Genomic DNA, 20,005 nt, shown 5'->3' with positions numbered 1-20,005 from the left:
TCAGTTATCTATCAATGTCAAAGAGCAAACACCCAGAGGTCAAAAACAGGACCGTAACGCCAATCTCTCAGCGCACACAGCCACCAAATCTCTCCAAATGCCCCAGTCTTTCCTAAGCGTCAAATCGTCTCTCCGATCCGTCAATCCCCGTCTCTCCGGAGCGTCCCTAGCAGCGTCTCCGCCGCCCCGTTGTGCGCCTCAGCGCCGCCGGTGAGAGGCCTTCTAGACCTACTAACACCGACTCGCAACCCCTAATCATAAGAAAAATGACAGAATTACAAAAAATAACAAAAATAACCCAACATCAATCGCTTAGAGACCTAAATAAAACAAACAACAGTCGGTAGACCTTAGGAAGTATCAGATAAAATCGCCTCCAGCTGCTGCAACGAAAAGCGAGGAACACAAATGCGACGCTGCTTGCTTGCACTACTGGCTGTTTGCGCCACGCTGGCATCTGCGTCTGCACAGCCACTTAAACTGCTCACGCTTGAATATCCCCCCTTCTTTAGCACAAACTTAGAAGGCCGAGGTTTTATGCCCCAACTGGTACGGGAAACCTTTCACCGCGCTGGGTATGACGTCGACATCCAGTTTATGACATGGCGCCGTGCGCTGGCACTGGTGGCAACGGGGCAGGCTGATGGGCTTGTTGGTGCCTATTACACAAAAGAGCGCGCAAAGTTCATGGCATATACTGATCTGATCGCACGCAATGAAGAAGTCTTTGTTCGCACGAAAGACAATCCCTTTTTATATACCGGCCAGCAAGATCTGCGTAAGTATTCAATCGGTGCTCTGGATGGCTCTGCCCCACATGAACGACTTAAAGGGGATGGTTTCGAAACAACTGCCTCAACCAGCTTTGAGCACGTGTTTCTAAAGCTTGGCGCGAAGCGGATTGAAGTTATGCTAATCGGTCGTGCGGTGATGAATCATATGCTGGCGACGAACCCCAAACTGGCATCACTCCAAGAACAGCTCGAAGTGCTGGAACCACCGTATTACACAGGCGAATTTTTCACCACAATCATCAAAGCCCGCCCAGATGCAGATGAAATCGTGTTGGCCTTTAATACCGCATTGTCGGAGATGAAGACTGACGGATCCCTGAAAGCGCTCTTAGCTAAATACGGTCAAAACTGCTGAGCACACCCTGCCTCTCTGCACGCACCCTTCGTTAGCAAGACATTAACACTCAGTCTTTAGGTTTACCGTGAAATTATGATCACCGGTCAAAAGGGGGAGCGAATGTGCGACGGTACTGGATAGCATGCGCTGCTTTGTGCACGCTTTGCACCCCCGCAGTCTCTGAAACGCTGCGATTGCTGACGGTTGAATACCCCCCCTATTTTGGCGAGAGCCTGGAAAACGGCGGTTTCGTGACTGATGTCGTTCAAGAAACACTTATCCGGGCAGGGTATGAGGTGGAGATTCAATTCCTCCCCTGGCGTCGCGCCTTGGCCATCGTACGAGCCGGAGAGGCAGATGGAATCGTCGGCGCCTACTTCACCGAAGAACGATCCGAATACCTTAGCTATACGGACCTCGTCGCGCTGAACGAAGAAGTCTTTATTCGGGTTCAAGGAGACAAATTCCCATATCAATCACTCACAGATCTGAAAGATCACGTTGTTGGCGTCTTGGATGGATCCGCACAGCATGAAGACCTTGTCGCACAGGGATTTCAGACCAACACCTCAACCAGCTTCAAACAAATCTTCATGAAACTTGGCGCTGAACGGATCGATGCGATGTTGATCGGTCGCGCTGTTATGAATCACATGCTGGTGAATAACCAAGAGCTGGCGCCCTTGCGCAACGCATTCGAGACTCTTGAACCCGCTTATTCAGTGGGAGAATTTTACACAACAATCAGCAAAAAGAACTCCAATGCCGATCAGATTGTCGCCGCATTCAATGCAGCCTTGGCCCAGATGAGAGCAGATGGCTCGTTTGAGGCAATTCTTGCGCGGCACGGTCAAAGCAGTTAAAGCTACGCTCCTTCGTCTCAATCACCTTGTTATCGATTAATTTCCCTTTGACGCTTCACGCATCTTGATGCGCTCCTGACGAAATACGATCAAGCCGACTAAAATCTGACCACCTCGGGAACAAAGCCCTCCGAAGCACATGCCGGGGGACCTTAAACCGACCAAGGCCAATAGAAGCAGGGCGATCCGTCGTCGGCCCGTCTGCAATCTAAGAACTGTTTTCAATATAGATGTGTGAAAGCGATCATTGATGCACTTGCGGAGAATGGCAAGGTTTACCCACGTTGCAGCTGCTCATAACAAGCGCAATATTTGTCAAAATAGGCTCGTTAGCAGTTTGCACCGTGATCTTCGCAACGGCCAAATGCATCTGGCGTTCCACACTATACCCGCCTGTGCTAGAGACTGGGCATGCTTTATGTAACCGACACAATCACCCTGCAGGACTGGGAGCTGACCGAGCAGTTTATTCGTGCTTCTGGTCCCGGTGGCCAGAACGTCAATAAGGTTTCGACGGCAGTGGAGTTACGATTTGAGGCCGAGCGCTCTCCGGCATTGACGCCTGCAGTGAAGAACCGATTGCGACGGCTGGCCGGACGGCGCTGGACCAAAGAAGGCGCGTTGATCCTGTTTTGTGATGAAACCCGCTCACAGGTGCGCAATCGCGAACTGGCGCGGGAGCGGCTGGCGGATTTGATCCGCAAAGCTCTGGTAGCGCCAAAGCGGCGGATCAAGACAAAACCCACACGGGGCTCTGTGCAGCGCCGCCTGACGGCGAAGAAGCAGCGATCAGAAATTAAATCCAACCGGGGCAAAGTGACGGATGACTGAACACCCCACCCTGATGCAGCCCGGACCAAAAAATCTGATTACAGATGTTACGGGCCTGCGAGTGGGTAATGCACAGGATGACGCCCTGAAATCAGGCACTACGGTTTTGGTGGGGGATGCGCCCTTTGTGGCCTCAGCCCATGTGATGGGCGGAGCACCAGGGACGCGGGAAACCGATCTGCTGGCACCGGATAAATCAGTTACCGCGGTGGATGCGTTTGTTTTGTCTGGCGGATCCGTCTTTGGGCTGGATGCCTGCAGCGGTGTGGTTGAAGGCCTGCGTGCCAAGGGGCGTGGGTTTCAGCTGGGTCCGGCGATTGTGCCCATTGTACCGGGGGCAATCCTATTTGACCTACTGAACGGTGGTAATAAAGCATGGGATACCAATCCTTATGCCGCGCTGGGGCGGCAGGCTTTTGAGGCCGCGCGCATTGATTTTAGCCTTGGCAGCTGTGGCGCAGGCACAGGTGCAATGACGGCCTCGCTGAAAGGGGGGCTAGGTTCTGCCTCTCTGGTGTTGCCGGGCGGAATTACCGTAGGCGCGTTGGTGGCTACCAACCCGATGGGCAGCGTCACCACGCCGACGACACGCCATTTCTGGGCAGCCCCTTTTGAAATTGACGGAGAATTTGGTGGGCTAGGGCCAGATCCCGCTACAGGGCTGGGACGTGATCTGACCAGTCAAAAACTTTTGGCCATGCGCAAGCTGGCTGAGAGTGAGGATCTGCCACAAGAGCGCGCAAATACCACAATTGCGATTATCGCAACGGATGCCCCATTGAGCAAAGCGCAGTGTCAACGGCTGGCGACGGCGGCGCATGACGGTATTGGACGCGCAATTGTACCCGCCCATGCTCCGGCGGATGGCGATCTGGTCTTTGCGCTTAGCACCAAGGCCGCAGAAGTCGCAGATTCTGACGCCATACTGGCAGATCTATGCCACGCAGGCGCTTTGTGTCTGAGCCGCGCCATTGCCCGTGCGGTTTATGAGGCGACCCCAGCAAAAGGAGATCTTTTACCTTGTTGGCGTGATCTCTGAAGGTCTGCACGGGAATTGGTTTGCCTCATGGATAAAGATCAGGCATGAAGCCGCGCGCTCTATGGTTTTCACAATGAACGACGATTGGAAGGGGCTGAACATGGCAGAGAGCACTGATACAGCAGTGATGATCCCCGCCTGGATCAATGGCACCTTGCAACCTGTGGAAAAATTGGAGACCCATCTGAAGGGGCTGCGCCATAAAGCTGTTTCAGTCTTTGTGCTGCGGGATGGAAAAATCCTGATGCAGCAACGGGCTTTGGGCAAGTATCACACGCCCGGCAAATGGGCCAACAGCTGCTGCACCCATCCTCATTGGGAGGAAGCGCCAAACATCTGCGCAGTACGGCGTTTGCAAGATGAGCTGGGCATTACCGGGCTAGAGGTGGAGTTTCGCCAGAATCTGGAATACCGCGCGGATGTGGGAGATGGGTTGATCGAACACGAAGTGGTGGATGTTTTTGTAGCTCACGCCAGTGATGATCTTGCAATCGCGCTGAACCCGGAAGAGGTCATGGCGATCCGCTGGATGGATTTTGCAACGCTTGCAGCTGAGATCAGAGCCACACCAGATCTGTTCACACCCTGGTTAAAGATCTACATGCGCGACCACGCAGACAGCATTTTCAAAAATGGTGAGGCCAAAGCATAAAAGAAAGAGGGGGCGCTCCCGCCAAGCGCCAGGGCAGGCACAGCCTGCCCGCGCCTGTTGGGCGTGGCACCAGGCAAGCCCGGTGCCGTCACGCAGAAGGCGTTATACGTCAATCACTGATGCAACCGCACGTTTCCAGCGGGCATAGGCCGCCTCGCGCTTTTCCTCGGCCATATCAGGCGTAAATTGGCGCTCCAGCGCCCAGGTCTTGGCAAAGCCTGCCTGATCCGGATAGATCCCTGCTTTCATCCCGGCAAGCCAGGCCGCGCCAAGCGCGGTGGTTTCGAGGATCACGGGGCGGTCCACATCCGCCCCCAAAAGATCAGAGAGGCTTTGCATCGCCCAGTCAGAGGCGCTCATCCCGCCATCGACCCGCAAGCTGACCTGCGCATCGCCGCCCCAATCCGCGCGCATGGCTTCCCACAGATCACGGGTCTGATAGGCCACCGATTGCAACGCGGCACGGGCAAACTCCGCAGGGCCTGAATTGCGGGTCAGACCAAAAACCGCGCCCTGACAATCGGGTTTCCAATAAGGCGCGCCCAGACCTGTAAAGGCCGGCACCAGAAGCACGTCCTGCCCGGGATCAGCCTTGGGTGCGAGATCTCCGGTTTCAGAAGCATTTTGAATAATTCCCAAACCATCGCGCAGCCACTGCACCGCCGCACCCGCAATAAAGATCGAGCCTTCCAGCGCATAGGTCGGCGTGCCATCCAGCTGATAGGCGATAGTGGTCAGCATGCGATTTTGCGACAGAACGGGCGCATCGCCAGTGTTCAACAAAGCAAAACAGCCCGTGCCATAAGTGGATTTCAACATGCCGGGTTCAAAACACGCCTGCCCGACGGTTGCAGCCTGCTGATCTCCAGCGACCCCCAGAATGGGCACCGCACCACCAAAGATGGCGGGATCGGTCACCCCAAAATCGGCGGCACTGTCTTTGACCTCGGGCAGCATGACTTGTGGAATGTCCAAAAGCGCACAGATGTCGTCACTCCACGCGCCTGCGTGAATATCATAGATCAGGGTGCGGGCAGCGTTGGTTGCATCCGTGACATGGGATTTGCCCCCCGTCAGACGCCAGATCAGGAAACTGTCAACAGTGCCAAAGACCAGATCACCGGCCGCAGCACGTTCACGCGAACCAGGCACCTGATCCAAGATCCATTTCACCTTCGTCCCTGAGAAGTAAGGATCCAGCAACAGGCCGGTTTGCGCGCGCACCATATCCTCGTGTCCGGCATCACGCAGCGTGTCACAAATGCTAGCGGTGCGGCGGTCTTGCCAGACGATGGCGTTGTGGATGGCCTTGCCGGTTGCCTTGTCCCAGATCAACGTGGTTTCGCGCTGGTTGGTGATGCCGATCCCTGCAAGGTCATCTGTGCTGATGCCGTGATCGGCGAGCACTTTCTGGCAGACGTTTAAGGTAGAAGACCAGATCTCTTCCGGATCGTGTTCAACCCAGCCGGCTTGCGGATAAATTTGGGGGAATTCTTGCTGGGCAGAGCAAACCGCCTGCATATTTGCATCAAACAGGATCGCGCGTGTCGATGTGGTGCCCTGGTCGATCGCCAGAATAAAGGTCATAGTCTCCCCCTCCGTAATGGTTCGCGGGGGAGCATACGCATTTCTGATTGCGCTACCAGTCTTTGTTAGATTTTGTTTGCAGGAACCGCGATATTGTCAATCAAACGCACGCCTTCCATCCAGGCAGCAGCCAAAAGCCGGGCAGGGCGATCAGGTGTTTCCAAAGATTCCAAGGTTTCAGCGCAGCGCAGATCAAAATACTCTACCTCCCCAAAACCAGCAGCTGCAATCTGTGACAGGGCGTCATCCCTTAGGGTCTGCCACGGTGTGCCGTTTTGGGAAGCGCGCTCGGCCGCGTCACGCATCACCCGATTGAGCGTCGCCGCACGGTCCAGAGCCTCCGGCGACAGACGCAAGTTGCGGGACGACATGGCAAGGCCTGATGCCTCACGCACAGTGGGGCAACCCACTACATCAATCGCCATATTCAGATCACGCGCCATCCGGCTGACAAGCATCAGCTGTTGATAATCTTTCTGGCCAAAATAAGCCTTGTCTGCCCCTGTCATCAAAAACAGCTTAGCCACCACAGTTGCGACGCCATCAAAATGGCCGGGACGAAAGGCCCCCTCCAGAACATCCGTAACCCCACCCACAGAAATATTTGTGGCATAGCCCTCAGGGTAAACCTCATCCGGTTGCGGTACAAAGATCGCATCAACCCCATAAGGCGCTAGCTTTTGCGCATCTTCCTGTTCGGTGCGCGGATAGTTTTCAAGGTCTTCGGCCTTGTTGAACTGACGCGGGTTTACAAAAATGGTGACGACAACCCGGTCGCATTGCTCCTTTGCGGCTGCAACCAAGGACAAGTGTCCAGCATGCAGCGCCCCCATGGTGGGCACCAGGCCAACCACCTCACCTGCACGTGCCCAGGTCTGGCGCAGGGTGCGCAGGTCTGAAAGGTTAGATAAGATCGGCGCTGTCATGCGGCGGTGCCTTTGCCGACGGGTGCCTGATCTGCAAATTGATGTTCTGGCGCCGGGAAGCTGCGCGCGCGGACCTCGGCAGCATATTCCGCAATCGCCGCTTCAGCCTGCGTGCCCAGATCAGCGTAGCGTTTGACGAACTTAGGCTTAAAGGCCGTGAAAAAGCCCAGCATGTCATCCACTACCAGCACCTGACCATCACAGCCAACGGATGCACCGATTCCAATGGTAGGGATCGCAATCTCTGCGGTGATCTGATCTGACAGGCTGGCTGGCAGCTTTTCCAGCACCACTGCAAACGCGCCAGCATCTGCAATGGCATGCGCGTCTGCCAGCACACGTGATGCGGCCTCATCCCGGCCCTGAACCTTGTATCCGCCCAGCGTGTTCACAGACTGCGGTGTCAGGCCGATATGGGCCATCACCGGAATACCGCGCGCCACCAAAAAGCGGATGGTTTCAGCCATTTCAACGCCGCCTTCCAGCTTGACCGCCGCCGCGCCCGTTTCCGCCATCAGGCGGGCTGCATTGCGAAACGCCTGGGCCGGGCCTTCCTCGTAGCTGGCAAAGGGCATATCGATGACCATCATAGCGCTGCGCAGCCCACGGGCCACGGCCTGACCATGCAGGATCATCATCTCCATCGTAACCGCTAACGTGGACGTCAGCCCATGCATCACCATGCCCACGCTATCGCCGACCAAGACAAAATCGCAGTGCTCATCCATGATCTGCGCCATTGGTGTGGTATAGGCCGTCAGACTGACGATAGGCGCGCCACCTTTCATGGCACGGATGTCCTCGGCGTTGGGGGCTGATTTGCGTGCTGTCGCGCTCATAAGCGGGCTCCTGGCGGCTGGGGTTGGGCACGGTTAGCAATTTGTAAGCGATTTATCCAGTGCCTCAAAGACGGGCAGAACGCTGATTGCGCAATCAAAATCAGAAAATACCCCCTCTCTGCCGGTTTGATCTTTGCAGCAAAGCTTTTACGCGCGTCACGATTTCTGGACGCACGACTCCTTCACGCGGGGAATCACGCAAAGTGGTGAACCAATGTTCGGGCGGGTTTCGCCCCAGACGGTGGCCGGGAAAGGACAGCGCGCGCAAGACCTGTTCAGCGGCGGCGGGCGCATTGTCAGGGATTTCAAATCCAGCAAGCGTCGCCCAGACCCCGGCCCACAATCGCCCAACGGACCACGGATTATACCCGCCCCCGCCCGTGACCATCAAACGCGGCGCATAAGGCATCAAGGCTTTGACAAAGGCCCAATGGGCATTGTTGGACAGGCTAAGATGCGCCAGCGGGTCTTCTTCAACAGCGTCAGCCCCACATTGCAGGACAATCGCATCAGGCTGGAAGTGTTCCAAAAACGGCAACACGAGATGATTCTGAATATAGCGCATTTCACTGTCATTCAGCCCGCGTGGCACCGGCAGATTGACCGCGCTGCCATCCGCATGATCCGACAACAGCCCTGTTTTGGGCCAAAGATTTTCCTCGTGAATTGAAATCATCAAAATGTCAGGATCGCCCTGAAACCCATATTCGACCCCGTCTGCGTGATGGGCATCGATATCCACATAGGCAATGCGGTGCAGCCCATGGTGACGCAGCGATAAAATTCCCAAGGCCACATCATTGAGATAACAAAACCCATTGGCCCGCCCCGGCATGCCATGATGGGTGCCTGCACCGGGCACATAAACCGACGCATATGTGCCCTTCCCTAACAGCTCTCCAGCAAGAATAGCCCCGCCTGCCCCGGTGGCCGGTCTGCGAAACACTTCTGGATAGATCGGATTTGAATGGGTGCCGAGATGAAATCGGGCGCGTTCATCCTCGGTGACGCTTTGGGTGTCTTCGGCCCGCTCCAACGCCGCGATATATTCGGGCGCATGCCAGTGAACCAGCGCTTTGGGGCGTGCACGCGGAGATGTACGGTACATGTAATCTGGCAACCAACCAAGGCTGCGCGCCAGGTCCATCACCGTTGACACCCGAGGCACCCGCAATGGATGAGACGGCCCATAGCTGGAATTTCGATAGATCTCATTGCCAAGGAAAAGAGGGTGATTCGCCATTAAGAGAGCGCTTTGTCCTGTGATTGTGAAAATCGCCCCGTCGTATGAGCAACGCAAAAGTAAGCTTTACCCGCAATAGTTTTGCACAGAAAGGACGATTCGTAGGACGTAAGTTGGCCAAAACTCAACACATATTCCACCTTACAAGCCAAAGAGATGATGCACTATGCCACTAACACTGTCGCCCATCCTTGCAACTGATCGTCCACGGCTCCTCCCCGTACTGGCCCGCTATCTGGCCGAGACCGCGCCAAGCGCTGAGATCGATATGGCAAAAAAGGCCAGTCGCAGCATCAATAGGCCGGATATGCAATCGTTCTGGATCACAGATCACTGTAGGGATGTTGGATTTGCCTTTGTGTTAACCTTGCCCGAAGGCCAGCGAGAGTTGTCTGAATTTACTATTTTTCCCCACCTCAGACGCCGTGGGCTGGGCCGCGAGGCGGCCAGTTTGTTGTTTACAACGTTACCGGGAAAATGGCGTATGGGGATTTCCGCGGCCTCTCCGCAAGCGGCCGCTTTCTGGGGAACCTGTCTTAGCCTTATTCCCAATATCGAATGCCTGCGCACCGGGGCGCCTTTTACGGAACTGCAATGCAAAAGCTATTGCTTCAGCATTCCTGAAAGTCAGACAACAACAGCCTGACGCGCCTGCGGGCCGACACCAAAGACACGTTTATACCGTTCAATTTCAGCCGCTGGTCCCATCGCTTTTTCTGGATTGTCTGACAGTTTGACCGTTGGCTGACCATTGGCAGACACCGCCTTACACACCAATGAAAAAGGCGCGAGCGCATCATCGGGAACAAACCCGCGGAAATCATTGGTCAGCAAAGTGCCCCAGCCAAATGACACCTGAACACGCCCTGAAAATTGCTTTTGCAGGTCTTGCATCATCGCCACATCCAGCCCGTCAGAAAAGATCACCCGTTTGGTGGTTGGATCTTCTCCTCGCTCCAGCCACCAGCGCAGTGCAATCTCAGCGCCCGCTGCCGGATCTCCGCTGTCGATCCTAATCCCAGTCCACCCCGCCAGCCAGTCAGGCGCACGATCCAGAAATCCCTGCGTGCCGTAGGTATCTGGCAATATAATGCGCAGATTGCCTTCATGCTCTTCATGCCAGTCCGACAAAACATCATATGGGGCCTGAGCAAGTGCGGCATCGTCTTTGGCAAGTGCGGAATAAACCATCGGCAACTCATGTGCATTGGTCCCGATCGCTTCAACCTCGCGCCGCATGGCAATAAGACAGTTCGATGTGCCGGTAAATTTGTCGCCCAGACCTTCGATCATGGCCTGAACACACCAGTCCTGCCATAAGAAACTGTGGCGGCGGCGGGTGCCAAAATCTGCCACAGACAGGCCATCAATCTGGCGCAGCGCTTCGATTTTCTCCCAGACCCGTGTCATGGCACGGGCATAAAGCACCTGAAGTTCAAACCGCCCCATCGTGTTCAAAACTGCGCGCGATCTCAGCTCCATCAAAACAGATAAGGCCGGGATTTCCCACAACATCACCTCTGGCCATTTGCCTTCAAAGGTCAGCTCATACTGGTCACCTTTGCGCTCCAGATGATAAGGCGGCAAGCGCAGTTTTTCGAACCACTCCATAAAATCAGGGCGAAACATCTGGCGTTTGCCGTAAAACGTATTGCCACGCAGCCATGTGCTTTCACCGCGTGACAGAGACAGAGAACGGATATGATCCAGCTGCTCACGCAACTCGCCTTCGTCAATCAGCTTGGCCAAGGGTATACGCGTTGTACGGTTGATCAGCGAGAACGTCACTTGCGTATCTGGTTTGTTGTGAAAAACAGACTGACACATCAATAGCTTATAGAAATCCGTATCAATAAGAGACCGGACAATCGGGTCAATCTTCCATTTGTGATTATGGACGCGGGTTGCAATATCCAAGAGGCCGCCTCGGTCAGTTGTTTTGACTATGTTTAACCAGCAGGTGGGTTTGGGAAAAGGGTTTAATGCGCTCGTGTTTTTGACAGGCTCTGCGACACCTGCGATAGACGCGCCAGAAGGTCTGATCTGTTCAATGGTTTTGTCATGAAATCATCCATTCCGGCCTGAAAACAGGCCTTGCGATCTTCTTCAAACGCATTTGCCGTCAGCGCAATGATATGCGGCTGTGATATGGGCAACTGTCGAATCGCGCGCGTCGCCTCTAGCCCGTTTACCTCGGGCATCGACACATCCATCAGGATAAGATCTGGCTTAAAACTCTTTGTCATCTCAATGGCCTCAGCCCCATCAAGAGCAAAGGCACGCAATGCGTTTGTCTGCTTCAAAAACTTATCGACCAGAACGCGGTTCACTTTATTGTCTTCCGCAATGAGAATACGAAGATGGCTGAGATCTGAACTCTCCACAACTTCTGGCCGAGGCTGCACAAGCTTTTGCGCCTTTTGCACATAGATGCTGAAATTAAATTCTGACCCTTGACCCAATGTCGAAGCCACTGAAATTTCACCGCCCATTGCGCGAACAAGTTTCTGCGAAATCGTAAGCCCCAGCCCCGTTCCCCCAAAGCGGCGAGAAATCGCAGCATCCGCCTGCGAGAAGCGTTCAAACACGCATTTCAGATTGTCCTCAGCAATCCCGATACCAGTATCAGTCACACTAAATTGCAGTTCAACGCCACAGGAACTTACCTTACTTGCCGCGCGCACAACGACCTCACCTTCATCGGTGAATTTAATCGCGTTGCCGATGATATTGACCAAAACCTGCGTAAGGCGACGGTCATCGCCCCGCAATTGAGACATCAACGTTGGGTCAAGATCCAACCGCAATCCAATGCCCTTTTCCGCCGCCAAAGGGTGCAACAAGCGCAGACAACTGTCTAAACAGTGTTTAAGATCAAAATCTTCGACACATAGTTGCATCTCTTGCGCGTCAAGCCGAGACAGATCCAGAATATCATTGATCAAGCCAAGTAATACGCCAGCGGAACTGCGAATGGTTTCGACCTGTTCACGCTGTTCTTGCCCTAAATCGGCCTGTTCCAACAATTGTGCCATTCCAATCACACCATTCAAGGGGGTGCGGATTTCATGGCTCATCGTTGCCAAAAATTCAGCTTTGCTACGCGCCCCTTCTTCTGCGGCCAGACGCGCTTGCTCCATTTCTGTTTCGTGTTTTTTTGTTTCCGTTATATCGCGTTCCACAGCAATCAACGTCTCAAGCTCACCTCTGACGTTCACCATCGGAACCTGACTGGTTTCAAGCCAGACCTGTTCCCCATCCTTGCGCCTGATACAGATCTCTAACCGTATCGGTGTTGCGTTTTTGATGCTACATCGCAGTTTTTCTATTGTCTCCGGCGACGTACCTTCCCCATTCAGCAGTTCCCGGGGACAGCGCCCGACAGCCTCTCTGAAGGAGAACCCGGTAATGCGTGTGAAACTGTCATTGACCCATGTGATAGCCCCATCTGGCCCCATGATCATCACACTATCATTTGCGCTTTCGGCCACCAACGCCAACTGACGTGCTGCTTTCTCTTGCTCTTGTAAGCGTGTATTTACCCTAGTCAGTTCTTGCTGTTGTTGCGCAGTTTTCAAATGATTGCGGCGGCTGTTGCGATGCCGCAGCGCCACCCGCACCGCGAGCCAAAAAATCGATCCCAGAAAGATCGCAATACCTGCAAGATCGAGCACCCGCACTGAGAGAACATCAAACAAATGCGGCGTCGTATAAAGCATCACGACAACGGGCGCCAAAAACAAAAACACCAAACGCGCAGCGCTCGCGACCTTATGCACGGCCAGCGACATACAGCTTGAAACCCCAGCACTCACCAAAAGCGCGATCGTAAAGATCGGTGACCACATATCTGGATCAGGCAACTGGAACACCAACGGTAGGCAAGCTGCGATCCCAAACAGGCTACTTTGCAGAATTGCGGTTAAGACGCTAACGCGCCGCAATCGCCGTAGAACAGAAGGCGGTAAATTCGGACGAAGCGCGAGCCTAAGACACCCGTAATCGATCAGATCCCCGGTGCAGACCAACAGAAAGCAAACCATCCCCAACCAAGGAGAGAGCGCGAACGCAACCAACCCGCACCACAACGCGGTTCCGACCTTTTTGCGCCAAAACAGGTTGGTTTTGATTTCGGCATATCGCCACATCAAACCTTCCGTACTATGCTTGCGGTAAAACAGCGTTAATGGGTCTTCAACGTTCATGTGCTTTCGCGCAGTGCTCCAATGCTTAGCTACGTGATATCATCAAGGAGTTACCGAACTATCACTTTTTCAACCCAAAACGGACACGTCAGCTGTGCGCATTTTCTGCAGCGCCGCCGCCAGTGATCCATCCAGATCAATTCCTCGGCAAGCGGCAAGATCCACAGTAACGCAGTAACCACATGTGCGGGCATCCAGCGCAGAGAAGGCCACACAGAAATCTGTTGCGAGACCAACCAGCGTTAAGTCTGTAATTCCCCGTGATTTTAAATACCCATCAAGCCCGGTTGGCGTGGTTTGATCGTTCTCGAAGAATGCAGAATAACTATCGATCCCGGCGCGAAAGCCTTTGCGGATGATAAGATCAGCATCTGTCCTGAGGTCTTTGTGAAAGGCCGCGCCATCGCTGCTCTGCACGCAGTGGTCAGGCCAGAGAATCTGTGGGCCATAGGGCATGTCTATACTGTCAAATGGTTGCTTACCCGCATGAGATGTCGCAAACGAGGAATGCCCGGCAGGATGCCAATCCTGTGTAAGGACCACCGTTTCAAAAGACGCCATCCGATCATTGATGACCTCAACGATCGCATCTCCTTCTGGTACTGCCAGCGCACCGCCCGGACAAAAATCGTTTTGCACATCGATGACAATCAGAGCTGAAGCCATGCTCGGTCCTCTTTGTTGTTTTTCTATATCTAGCTTCAAGTGCGAGAGCTGCCTAGCCTTCTAAAAAAAAACGTACATTTGGGAAATGTCATTCCGGCAACACAAAGCAGCCTCCCAGCTCAAAGGAAACGCGATGAAACCCTTGAAAAATAGCGTTCTGGGTTCTAAGGCCGGAGTATGTACACAATCGCTGCCCTGTATCATTTCACCCGCTTCACCGATCCCGCCGCAATCAAACCGGCGCTCCTTAAACTGTGCCTCGCGCAAAAGGTACAGGGGTCGCTTTTGTTGGCGCATGAAGGCATCAATGGCACCATCGCCGGACCACGCGCGGGGATTGATGCGGTTCTGGCCCATATCAAGGCTTTGCCGGGCTGTGCGGATCTGGAGTGGAAAGAAGCCACCAGAGACCATGCGCCTTTTGGCAAAATGAAAGTCCGTCTGAAAAAAGAAATCGTCACGATGGGGCAGCCTGATGTCGACCCGCGCGCGAAGGTTGGTAACTACGTCGAGCCGGAAGACTGGAACGATCTGATCCGATCCGACGATGTAGTCGTGATCGATACGCGCAACGATTATGAAGTTGCCATCGGCACATTCGAAGGGGCGATTGATCCCAAAACCCAAAGCTTTGGCGAATTTCCTCAATGGTGGGAAGAAAACAAAGACCGGTTTCACAACAAACGCGTTGCAATGTTCTGCACAGGCGGCATTCGTTGTGAAAAATCAACAAATTACCTATTGGGCCAAGGGGTCGAAGATGTTTACCATCTCAAAGGGGGAATCCTGCGCTATCTGGAAGAGACCCCGGCTGAGGAAAGCACCTGGGAAGGGGATTGTTTCGTCTTTGACAATCGCGTCTCTGTGGGCCACGGCCTTGTTGAGGGCCCGCATGAGCTCTGCCATGGGTGCCGCCACCCCATTTTACCTGCAGATAAGATGCGCCCTGAATTCGAGCAGGGTGTGAGCTGTCATCAGTGTTTTCACACCACAACAGATGCAGACAAAGATCGCTTTCGGGAACGTCAAAAACAGATGCATCTCAAACAAGAGCGCAAAGCAAAATTACGCGGCTCTCTATAGCACTGCGGCGTCATGCACGACTGGATTTCTAGTCGGCTGTCCGGCCAGAGGCTTGGACTCACAATCACGCAGATACGACTGAAACTTCACCGGATTTTTGACCGGTGCGGTTGCTTTCTGACGCAGCAGCGCTCCTTTAGCTAATTCGCATATTTTCCCAAGGCTGTTTTCACTGTCTTTGGCTGAGGCCAAAGGACAATCTGCAGTCTTCAGATCAAATGGCTTTCAAAAAACAAAGAACCCCGAAGCATGCTCCGGGGTTCCTTTAGATTGGCCAATGCCAATAGATTACAGACCAGTCGACACGTCGATGGTGTTGCCTTCTTCCAAGGTTACATAGGCTTTTTTCACGTCTTTACGCTTGCCCAGCTGGCCGCGGAAACGCTTGACCTTACCCTTGGTGATGGTGGTGTTAACCGCTTTGACCTTCACACCAAACAAAGCTTCAACAGCTTCTTTGATCTGAGGTTTTGCTGCGTCGATTGCCACTTCAAAAACCACTGCACCGTTTTCAGATGCCATTGTGGATTTCTCGGTGATGATCGGCTTGCGGATCACGTCGTAGTGTTGTGCCTTCGCGCTCATTTCAGGCGAGCCTCCAGTGCTTCGACGCCTGATTTGGTGATCACAAGTGTGTCACGCTTCAGGATGTCATAGACGTTTGCGCCCATGGTCGGCAGGATATCCAGACCGTCAATGTTGCGCGATGCCTTCAGGAAGTTTTCGTTCACAGCTGCACCGTCGATAACCAGCGCGCGCTTCCAACCAAGGTTTTTCACCTGCTTGGCCAGAGCTGCGGTTTTACCCTCAGCGGCTGCATCTTCGATGATGACCAGTTCACCCGCTTTTGCCTTTGCAGACAATGCGTGGCGCAGGCCCAGTTTGCGGAACTTCTTGGGCAGGTCGTGGCCGTGGCTACGTGGGGTTGGCCCCTTGTAGATACCACCTTTACGGAAGATCGGCGCGTTACGGTCACCGTGACGTGCGCCACCGGTGCCTTTTTGGCGATAGATCTTCTTGGTCGAATAGGAGGTTTCCGAACGGGTCAGAACCTTGTGCGTGCCAGCCTGAGCGTTGTTGCGCTGCCAGCGAACCACACGGTGCAGAATGTCTGCGCGGGGCTCCAGACCAAACAGGTCTTCGGACAGTTCAACTTCACCGGCTTTTGCGCCGTCGAGTTTGATCACGTCAAGTTTCATGCTTCACCACCTTCCGCGGGAGCTTCCGCAGCAGTTTTCAGAGCGGCCGGGAACGGCAGACCTTCAGGGGCTTTCTTCTTCACGGCGTCCTTAACAGTAACCCAGCCAGATTTTGGACCAGGCACGGCGCCTTTGATGAAGACCAGACCACGATCAGCGTCGGTTTTCACAACTTCAAGGTTCTGAGTGGTAACGCGGGCAGCACCCATGTGACCAGCCATTTTCTTGCCTTTGAAAACCTTACCGGGATCCTGACACTGTCCCGTTGAACCGTGCGAACGGTGTGAGATCGAAACACCGTGTGTCGCGCGCAGACCACCAAAGTTGTGGCGTTTCATCGCACCGGCAAAACCTTTACCGATAGATGTACCTGCAACGTCAACTTTTTGGCCTTCAACAAAGTGTTCTGCAGAGATTTCTGCACCCACTTCGATCAGCGCATCAGCAGGAACGCGGAATTCAACCAGCTTACGCTTGGGCTCTACCTTTGCAGCTGCAAAGTGGCCGCGCAGCGCTTGTGACGTGCGTTTTGCTTTTGCGGAACCAGCACCCAGCTGAACAGCTGTGTAGCCGTCTTTTTCTTCGGTGCGTTGGGCAACAACCTGCAGGCCATCCAAAGACAGAACAGTCACAGGGATCTGCTTACCGTCTTCCATGAACAGGCGGGTCATGCCGACTTTTTTAGCGATAATACCAGAGCGCATAAATTCTACCCTCCGATCTTATGATTGCAGCTTGATTTCGACGTCCACGCCAGCCGCCAGGTCGAGCTTCATCAGCGCGTCAACGGTTTGGGGAGTCGGATCAATGATGTCCAGGAGACGCTTGTGCGTGCGGATCTCGAACTGGTCACGGGATTTCTTGTCAACGTGGGGACCACGCAGAACTGTGAATTTCTCGATCTTGTTCGGCATTGGGATTGGGCCACGCACTTGCGCGCCAGTCCGCTTGGCAGTGTTGACGATCTCTTGTGTGCTGGCGTCCAGTACACGATAGTCAAATGCCTTCAGCCGGATACGGATGTTTTGGCTTTGCATAAAAACAGCCTTTTAGTCAGGCGTTGGAGTTGAGAGGAGGGCCTGCGACCACCGCGAACCCTCGTCGAACCCAAAAGGCGGGAATCACCCCGCCTTTATCCGCATAAAGCGAACTCGCGCGATATACGCGGGATGCGCCTGTCTGGCAAGCGGTTTCGCAGCGAAACGCGTTGCGAGTGGGGCGTACGGTAGTCATGTAAAGAAACCGCCCTTTCTTTTATGCATGCACACCGACATATAAAGAAAAACGCGTTTTCTTTACACGTTCGATGCATTCTGCAAAGATAAACCAAATTTCTTTATATGTCTGGTCTCATGCTTGAACCCACTTACACCATACCCTCCTTGCCGCCACAATTTGACTTCGAGACCCCTCGAATATTCAAAGCACTCAACAAAGCGGCACGAAGCCTGGCTGAAGTAAAGGGGCGTGCCCCAGTTATTCCAAACCAAGGCCTCCTGATCGAAACCCTGTCCCTCCAAGAGGCAAAAGACAGTTCGGAAATCGAAAATATCGTTACGACAAATGATGAGCTCTTCAAAGCGAGCCTAGACAGAGACCGGTCTTTGGCTGGACCTTCAAAAGAGGTTGCTATGTACCGGAACGCGCTTCACCTCGGATACACACGACTATTGGAAACCAACCTTTTGACCAATAGAACCCTGATCGAAATGTTTCGGTTGCTCAAAAACCGGGATGACGGCTTTAGGAAACTACCCGGGACAGGGCTTCAAAACAACCGAGGTGATGTCGTATATGTCCCCACACAGGATTCAAATGCGATAACAGAGCAAATGTCAGCCCTTGAGGCCTACATCAACTCTGACAGTGACCTCGACCCCTTGATCAAGATGGCAATCATCCATCACCAGTTCGAGAGCATTCACCCATTTCCAGATGGAAACGGTCGAATTGGCCGCATTCTGAATGTACTGTACCTGACGAAAGAGGAACTTCTAGGGATCCCGATCCTCTACATGAGTCGGGGGATCAACAAAAGCAAGGCAGACTATTATCGCCTACTGCAAGATGTTCGAGACAGCGGGAACTGGGAAGATTGGATCGTCTATATCCTTGACGTCGTTACCGAAACATCATCGGTCACACTCGCCCTCATCGAGGGCATCCGAAGCCAGATGTCTCACTTTAAGAAAACCCTCCGGTCCAAACATCCGAGAATCTATTCACAAGACCTGATCAACAATTTGTTCCGCCACCCGTATACGCGAATCGAGTTTGTCATGGACGAGCTCGCGGTATCACGGCCAACTGCAGCATCTTACCTAGATAAGCTGGCAAACGACGAGGACCTTCCGCTGGTGAAAATCTCAGAAGGTAGAAACAACTACTATGTCAACATCGACCTCGTAAATCTCCTGTCGAACGGTCAAAATTAGACCGCCAAATACAAAAAAGGCCACCCTGAGGGCGGCCTTTCGCAGAACACTTTTGGATGAGTTTTCGGCGATTTTGTGGAGCAAAACCGCCTGTCACTCACCGTTTGAGTTTCCTATGGAAACGTCAAACTTACTCAGTGATTTTAGACACAACGCCCGCGCCAACGGTACGGCCGCCTTCGCGGATCGCGAAGCGCAGGCCGTTTTCCATCGCGATCGGCGCGATCAGCTCAACGTCGAACTTCAGGTTGTCGCCTGGCATTACCATTTCGGTGCCCTCAGGCAGAGTAACGGTGCCGGTGACGTCAGTGGTCCGGAAGTAGAACTGTGGACGGTAGTTCGCGAAGAACGGCGTGTGACGGCCACCTTCTTCTTTGGTCAGAATGTAGGCTTCTGCTTCGAACTTGGTGTGCGGCTGAACCGAACCTGGCTTACACAGAACCTGACCACGCTCAACGCCGTCACGGTCAACGCCGCGCAGCAGGGCGCCGATGTTGTCGCCCGCTTCGCCGGAATCCAGCAGCTTGCGGAACATTTCAACACCGGTACAGGTGGTGGTGGAAGTGTCACGGATACCAACGATTTCGATGCTGTCGCCAACATTGATCACGCCGCGCTCAACACGACCGGTCACAACGGTACCACGACCAGAGATCGAGAACACGTCTTCGATTGGCATCAGGAAGGGCTGGTCAACCGCGCGCTCAGGAGTGTCGATGTACTCATCAACAGCCGCCATCAGCTCTTTGATTTTCTCTTCGCCGATTTCTGGCTTGTCGCCTTCCATCGCCGCCAGAGCAGAACCCGCTACGATTGGAATATCGTCGCCTGGGTAGTCGTAGGAAGACAGCAGCTCGCGGATTTCCATTTCCACCAGTTCCAGCAGTTCTTCATCGTCGACCTGGTCAACTTTGTTCATGAAGACAACCATTTTGGGGATGCCAACCTGGCGACCCAGCAGGATGTGCTCACGGGTTTGGGGCATTGGGCCATCAGCTGCGTTCACAACCAGGATCGCGCCGTCCATCTGCGCCGCACCGGTGATCATGTTCTTCACGTAGTCCGCGTGACCTGGGCAGTCAACGTGGGCGTAGTGACGGCCTTCGGTTTCATACTCAACGTGCGCGGTTGAGATGGTGATGCCGCGCGCTTTTTCTTCGGGTGCGCCGTCGATCTGATCGTAAGCTTTGAAGTCACCAAAGTATTTGGTGATCGCTGCCGTCAGCGTGGTTTTACCGTGGTCAACGTGGCCGATGGTGCCGATGTTAACGTGCGGTTTCGTACGCTCAAACTTTTCCTTAGCCAT

The 20,005-nt window shown here is 53.9% G+C and carries 20 protein-coding genes; 8 read left to right on the top strand and 12 right to left on the bottom strand.

What is annotated here, in order from left to right; translation table 11 throughout:
- Positions 1–408: 408 nt before the first annotated feature.
- The 5 genes from BLP79_RS19165 to idi all read left to right on the top strand — a co-directional run bounded on the left by BLP79_RS19165 (position 409) and on the right by idi (position 4,516).
- Positions 409–1,149 (top strand): substrate-binding periplasmic protein, encoded by a 741-nt coding sequence (locus tag BLP79_RS19165; RefSeq protein ID WP_090221297.1) that lies wholly within the window; start codon positions 409–411, stop codon positions 1,147–1,149.
- Between the two features lie 104 nt (positions 1,150–1,253).
- Entirely contained in the window at positions 1,254–1,994 is a 741-nt protein-coding gene (locus BLP79_RS19160; RefSeq protein ID WP_090221296.1) for a substrate-binding periplasmic protein, read from the top strand.
- Positions 1,995–2,405: 411 nt separating this feature from the next.
- Complete coding sequence (gene arfB / locus BLP79_RS19155) at positions 2,406–2,825, top strand: alternative ribosome rescue aminoacyl-tRNA hydrolase ArfB (RefSeq protein WP_090221295.1); 420 nt, start codon at positions 2,406–2,408, stop codon at positions 2,823–2,825.
- 13 nt (positions 2,826–2,838) lie between these two features.
- Entirely contained in the window at positions 2,839–3,864 is a 1,026-nt protein-coding gene (locus tag BLP79_RS19150; RefSeq protein WP_090221300.1) for a P1 family peptidase, read from the top strand.
- 100 nt (positions 3,865–3,964) lie between these two features.
- Positions 3,965–4,516, top strand: coding sequence for an isopentenyl-diphosphate Delta-isomerase (gene idi, locus BLP79_RS19145; protein ID WP_090221299.1), 552 nt, complete (start codon positions 3,965–3,967; stop codon positions 4,514–4,516).
- A gap of 102 nt (positions 4,517–4,618) precedes the next feature.
- On the opposite strand, the gene glpK is transcribed toward idi, so the two are convergent.
- The 4 genes from glpK to BLP79_RS19125 form a co-directional block, all read right to left on the bottom strand.
- Entirely contained in the window at positions 4,619–6,103 is a 1,485-nt protein-coding gene (glpK, locus tag BLP79_RS19140) for a glycerol kinase GlpK (protein ID WP_090221294.1), read from the bottom strand.
- Between the two features lie 65 nt (positions 6,104–6,168).
- Positions 6,169–7,029, bottom strand: a complete 861-nt coding sequence (gene panC / locus BLP79_RS19135) for a pantoate--beta-alanine ligase (protein WP_090221293.1) — start codon at positions 7,027–7,029, stop codon at positions 6,169–6,171.
- Positions 7,026–7,868, bottom strand: a complete 843-nt coding sequence (panB, locus tag BLP79_RS19130; protein WP_090221292.1) for a 3-methyl-2-oxobutanoate hydroxymethyltransferase — start codon at positions 7,866–7,868, stop codon at positions 7,026–7,028. The genes panC and panB overlap by 4 nt, the downstream gene beginning before the upstream one ends.
- 100 nt (positions 7,869–7,968) lie before the next feature.
- Positions 7,969–9,111, bottom strand: a complete 1,143-nt coding sequence (locus BLP79_RS19125; protein ID WP_090221291.1) for an acetoin utilization protein AcuC — start codon at positions 9,109–9,111, stop codon at positions 7,969–7,971.
- A 166-nt stretch (positions 9,112–9,277) separates the two neighbouring features.
- On the opposite strand from BLP79_RS19125, the gene BLP79_RS19120 reads away from it, so the two are divergent.
- Entirely contained in the window at positions 9,278–9,757 is a 480-nt protein-coding gene (locus BLP79_RS19120) for a GNAT family N-acetyltransferase (RefSeq protein WP_090221290.1), read from the top strand.
- Here BLP79_RS19120 and pncB read toward each other — a convergent pair.
- The 3 genes from pncB to pncA all read right to left on the bottom strand — a co-directional run bounded on the left by pncB (position 9,739) and on the right by pncA (position 13,982).
- Entirely contained in the window at positions 9,739–11,028 is a 1,290-nt protein-coding gene (gene pncB, locus BLP79_RS19115) for a nicotinate phosphoribosyltransferase (protein WP_090221289.1), read from the bottom strand. The two genes, BLP79_RS19120 and pncB, sit on opposite strands and share 19 nt — an antisense overlap.
- Positions 11,029–11,090: 62 nt before the next feature.
- Entirely contained in the window at positions 11,091–13,259 is a 2,169-nt protein-coding gene (locus tag BLP79_RS19110) for an ATP-binding protein (RefSeq protein ID WP_232716645.1), read from the bottom strand.
- Between the two features lie 126 nt (positions 13,260–13,385).
- On the bottom strand, positions 13,386–13,982 hold the full coding sequence (pncA, locus tag BLP79_RS19105) for a bifunctional nicotinamidase/pyrazinamidase (RefSeq protein ID WP_090221287.1): 597 nt from the start codon (positions 13,980–13,982) through the stop codon (positions 13,386–13,388).
- A 177-nt stretch (positions 13,983–14,159) separates the two neighbouring features.
- On the opposite strand from pncA, the gene trhO reads away from it, so the two are divergent.
- Positions 14,160–15,065 carry an oxygen-dependent tRNA uridine(34) hydroxylase TrhO gene (trhO, locus tag BLP79_RS19100; protein ID WP_090221286.1) on the top strand — a complete coding sequence of 302 codons (906 nt, stop codon included), beginning with the start codon at positions 14,160–14,162 and terminating at the stop codon, positions 15,063–15,065.
- A 288-nt stretch (positions 15,066–15,353) separates the two neighbouring features.
- Here trhO and BLP79_RS19095 read toward each other — a convergent pair whose 3' ends face one another.
- From BLP79_RS19095 to rpsJ, 4 genes are read right to left on the bottom strand one after another with little or no spacing between them, the layout of a single operon-like run.
- Entirely contained in the window at positions 15,354–15,650 is a 297-nt protein-coding gene (locus BLP79_RS19095; RefSeq protein ID WP_090221285.1) for a 50S ribosomal protein L23, read from the bottom strand.
- Positions 15,647–16,264 (bottom strand): 50S ribosomal protein L4, encoded by a 618-nt coding sequence (gene rplD, locus BLP79_RS19090; RefSeq protein ID WP_090221284.1) that lies wholly within the window; start codon positions 16,262–16,264, stop codon positions 15,647–15,649. The genes BLP79_RS19095 and rplD overlap by 4 nt, the downstream gene beginning before the upstream one ends.
- The gene (gene rplC, locus BLP79_RS19085) at positions 16,261–16,968 is read right to left on the bottom strand and encodes a 50S ribosomal protein L3 (RefSeq protein ID WP_090221283.1); all 708 of its coding nucleotides are present in this window, start codon (positions 16,966–16,968) and stop codon (positions 16,261–16,263) included. The genes rplD and rplC overlap by 4 nt, the downstream gene beginning before the upstream one ends.
- Positions 16,969–16,986: 18 nt before the next feature.
- Entirely contained in the window at positions 16,987–17,301 is a 315-nt protein-coding gene (gene rpsJ / locus BLP79_RS19080) for a 30S ribosomal protein S10 (RefSeq protein ID WP_090221282.1), read from the bottom strand.
- Positions 17,302–17,616: 315 nt separating this feature from the next.
- Here rpsJ and BLP79_RS19075 point away from each other — a divergent pair, with 315 nt between their 5' ends.
- Positions 17,617–18,699 carry a Fic family protein gene (locus BLP79_RS19075; protein ID WP_090221298.1) on the top strand — a complete coding sequence of 361 codons (1,083 nt, stop codon included), beginning with the start codon at positions 17,617–17,619 and terminating at the stop codon, positions 18,697–18,699.
- 130 nt (positions 18,700–18,829) lie between these two features.
- Here the strand turns inward: BLP79_RS19075 and tuf are convergent.
- Positions 18,830–20,005 (bottom strand): elongation factor Tu (tuf, locus tag BLP79_RS19070; RefSeq protein WP_090218782.1); only part of this gene is annotated, 1,176 nt, incomplete at its 5' end.

It is taken from the genome of Epibacterium ulvae (genome assembly GCF_900102795.1).
Lineage (GTDB): Bacteria > Pseudomonadota > Alphaproteobacteria > Rhodobacterales > Rhodobacteraceae > Epibacterium > Epibacterium ulvae.
The sequence above is the reverse complement of the archived record's forward strand: the minus strand, read 5'-3'. Positions and strand labels throughout refer to the sequence as shown.

Bases quoted from the DNA above. Each gene is read 5' to 3' on its own strand.
- BLP79_RS19165 (WP_090221297.1), top strand. From the start codon at position 409: ATGCGACGCTGCTTGCTTGCACTACTGGCTGTTTGCGCCACGCTGGCA.
- arfB (WP_090221295.1), top strand. From the start codon at position 2,406: ATGCTTTATGTAACCGACACAATCACCCTGCAGGACTGGGAGCTGACC.
- BLP79_RS19150 (WP_090221300.1), top strand. From the start codon at position 2,839: ATGCAGCCCGGACCAAAAAATCTGATTACAGATGTTACGGGCCTGCGA.
- idi (WP_090221299.1), top strand. From the start codon at position 3,965: ATGGCAGAGAGCACTGATACAGCAGTGATGATCCCCGCCTGGATCAAT.
- glpK (WP_090221294.1), bottom strand. From the start codon at position 6,103: ATGACCTTTATTCTGGCGATCGACCAGGGCACCACATCGACACGCGCG.
- panC (WP_090221293.1), bottom strand. From the start codon at position 7,029: ATGACAGCGCCGATCTTATCTAACCTTTCAGACCTGCGCACCCTGCGC.
- panB (WP_090221292.1), bottom strand. From the start codon at position 7,868: ATGAGCGCGACAGCACGCAAATCAGCCCCCAACGCCGAGGACATCCGT.
- BLP79_RS19125 (WP_090221291.1), bottom strand. From the start codon at position 9,111: ATGGCGAATCACCCTCTTTTCCTTGGCAATGAGATCTATCGAAATTCC.
- BLP79_RS19120 (WP_090221290.1), top strand. From the start codon at position 9,278: ATGCCACTAACACTGTCGCCCATCCTTGCAACTGATCGTCCACGGCTC.
- BLP79_RS19110 (WP_232716645.1), bottom strand. From the start codon at position 13,259: ATGTGGCGATATGCCGAAATCAAAACCAACCTGTTTTGGCGCAAAAAG.
- pncA (WP_090221287.1), bottom strand. From the start codon at position 13,982: ATGGCTTCAGCTCTGATTGTCATCGATGTGCAAAACGATTTTTGTCCG.
- trhO (WP_090221286.1), top strand. From the start codon at position 14,160: ATGTACACAATCGCTGCCCTGTATCATTTCACCCGCTTCACCGATCCC.
- BLP79_RS19095 (WP_090221285.1), bottom strand. From the start codon at position 15,650: ATGAGCGCGAAGGCACAACACTACGACGTGATCCGCAAGCCGATCATC.
- rplD (WP_090221284.1), bottom strand. From the start codon at position 16,264: ATGAAACTTGACGTGATCAAACTCGACGGCGCAAAAGCCGGTGAAGTT.
- rplC (WP_090221283.1), bottom strand. From the start codon at position 16,968: ATGCGCTCTGGTATTATCGCTAAAAAAGTCGGCATGACCCGCCTGTTC.
- rpsJ (WP_090221282.1), bottom strand. From the start codon at position 17,301: ATGCAAAGCCAAAACATCCGTATCCGGCTGAAGGCATTTGACTATCGT.
- BLP79_RS19075 (WP_090221298.1), top strand. From the start codon at position 17,617: ATGCTTGAACCCACTTACACCATACCCTCCTTGCCGCCACAATTTGAC.